Genomic DNA, 399 nt, shown 5'->3' with positions numbered 1-399 from the left:
GGACGCCGGCGGCGACGCCGGTTTCTTCCACGGTTTGGTTCTTGTAGAGGATGGCGGAGACCCAGCGGAGGTCCACGGCGTCGGGCTTCACCGGGCGCCCGCCGATCACCATGGCGCCCATGGCGGCGTTGTCGGAGATGGTGTCCACGATGGTGCGGCCTTCCATCTCGATCCTGGAGTCGAGGATTTCGAGGGCCGGGACCACGTAGTCCGTGGCGTTGAGGACGTCGAAGATGGTGACACCGGGGCCTTTGAGCCCGTCCTTGAGCACGAACGCGAGTTCCACCTCCACCCGCGGGTGGGTGTACTGGTCCCACTCCACCGAGCAGCCGGTCTCCAGCACCATGTCATCGAAGATGGCGCCGTAGTCCGGTTCGGTGATGCCGGTGGCGTCCTGCA

The 399-nt window shown here is 65.9% G+C and carries 1 protein-coding gene; it reads right to left on the bottom strand.

Annotated elements, in window-relative coordinates:
* Positions 1 to 399 (bottom strand): FAA hydrolase family protein (locus AC5RV1_RS21400; protein ID WP_493995961.1); only part of this gene is annotated, 399 nt, incomplete at both ends.

It is taken from the genome of Arthrobacter sp. Hb9-2, assembly GCF_059091165.1.
This window is presented reverse-complemented; position numbering and strand designations above follow the sequence as displayed.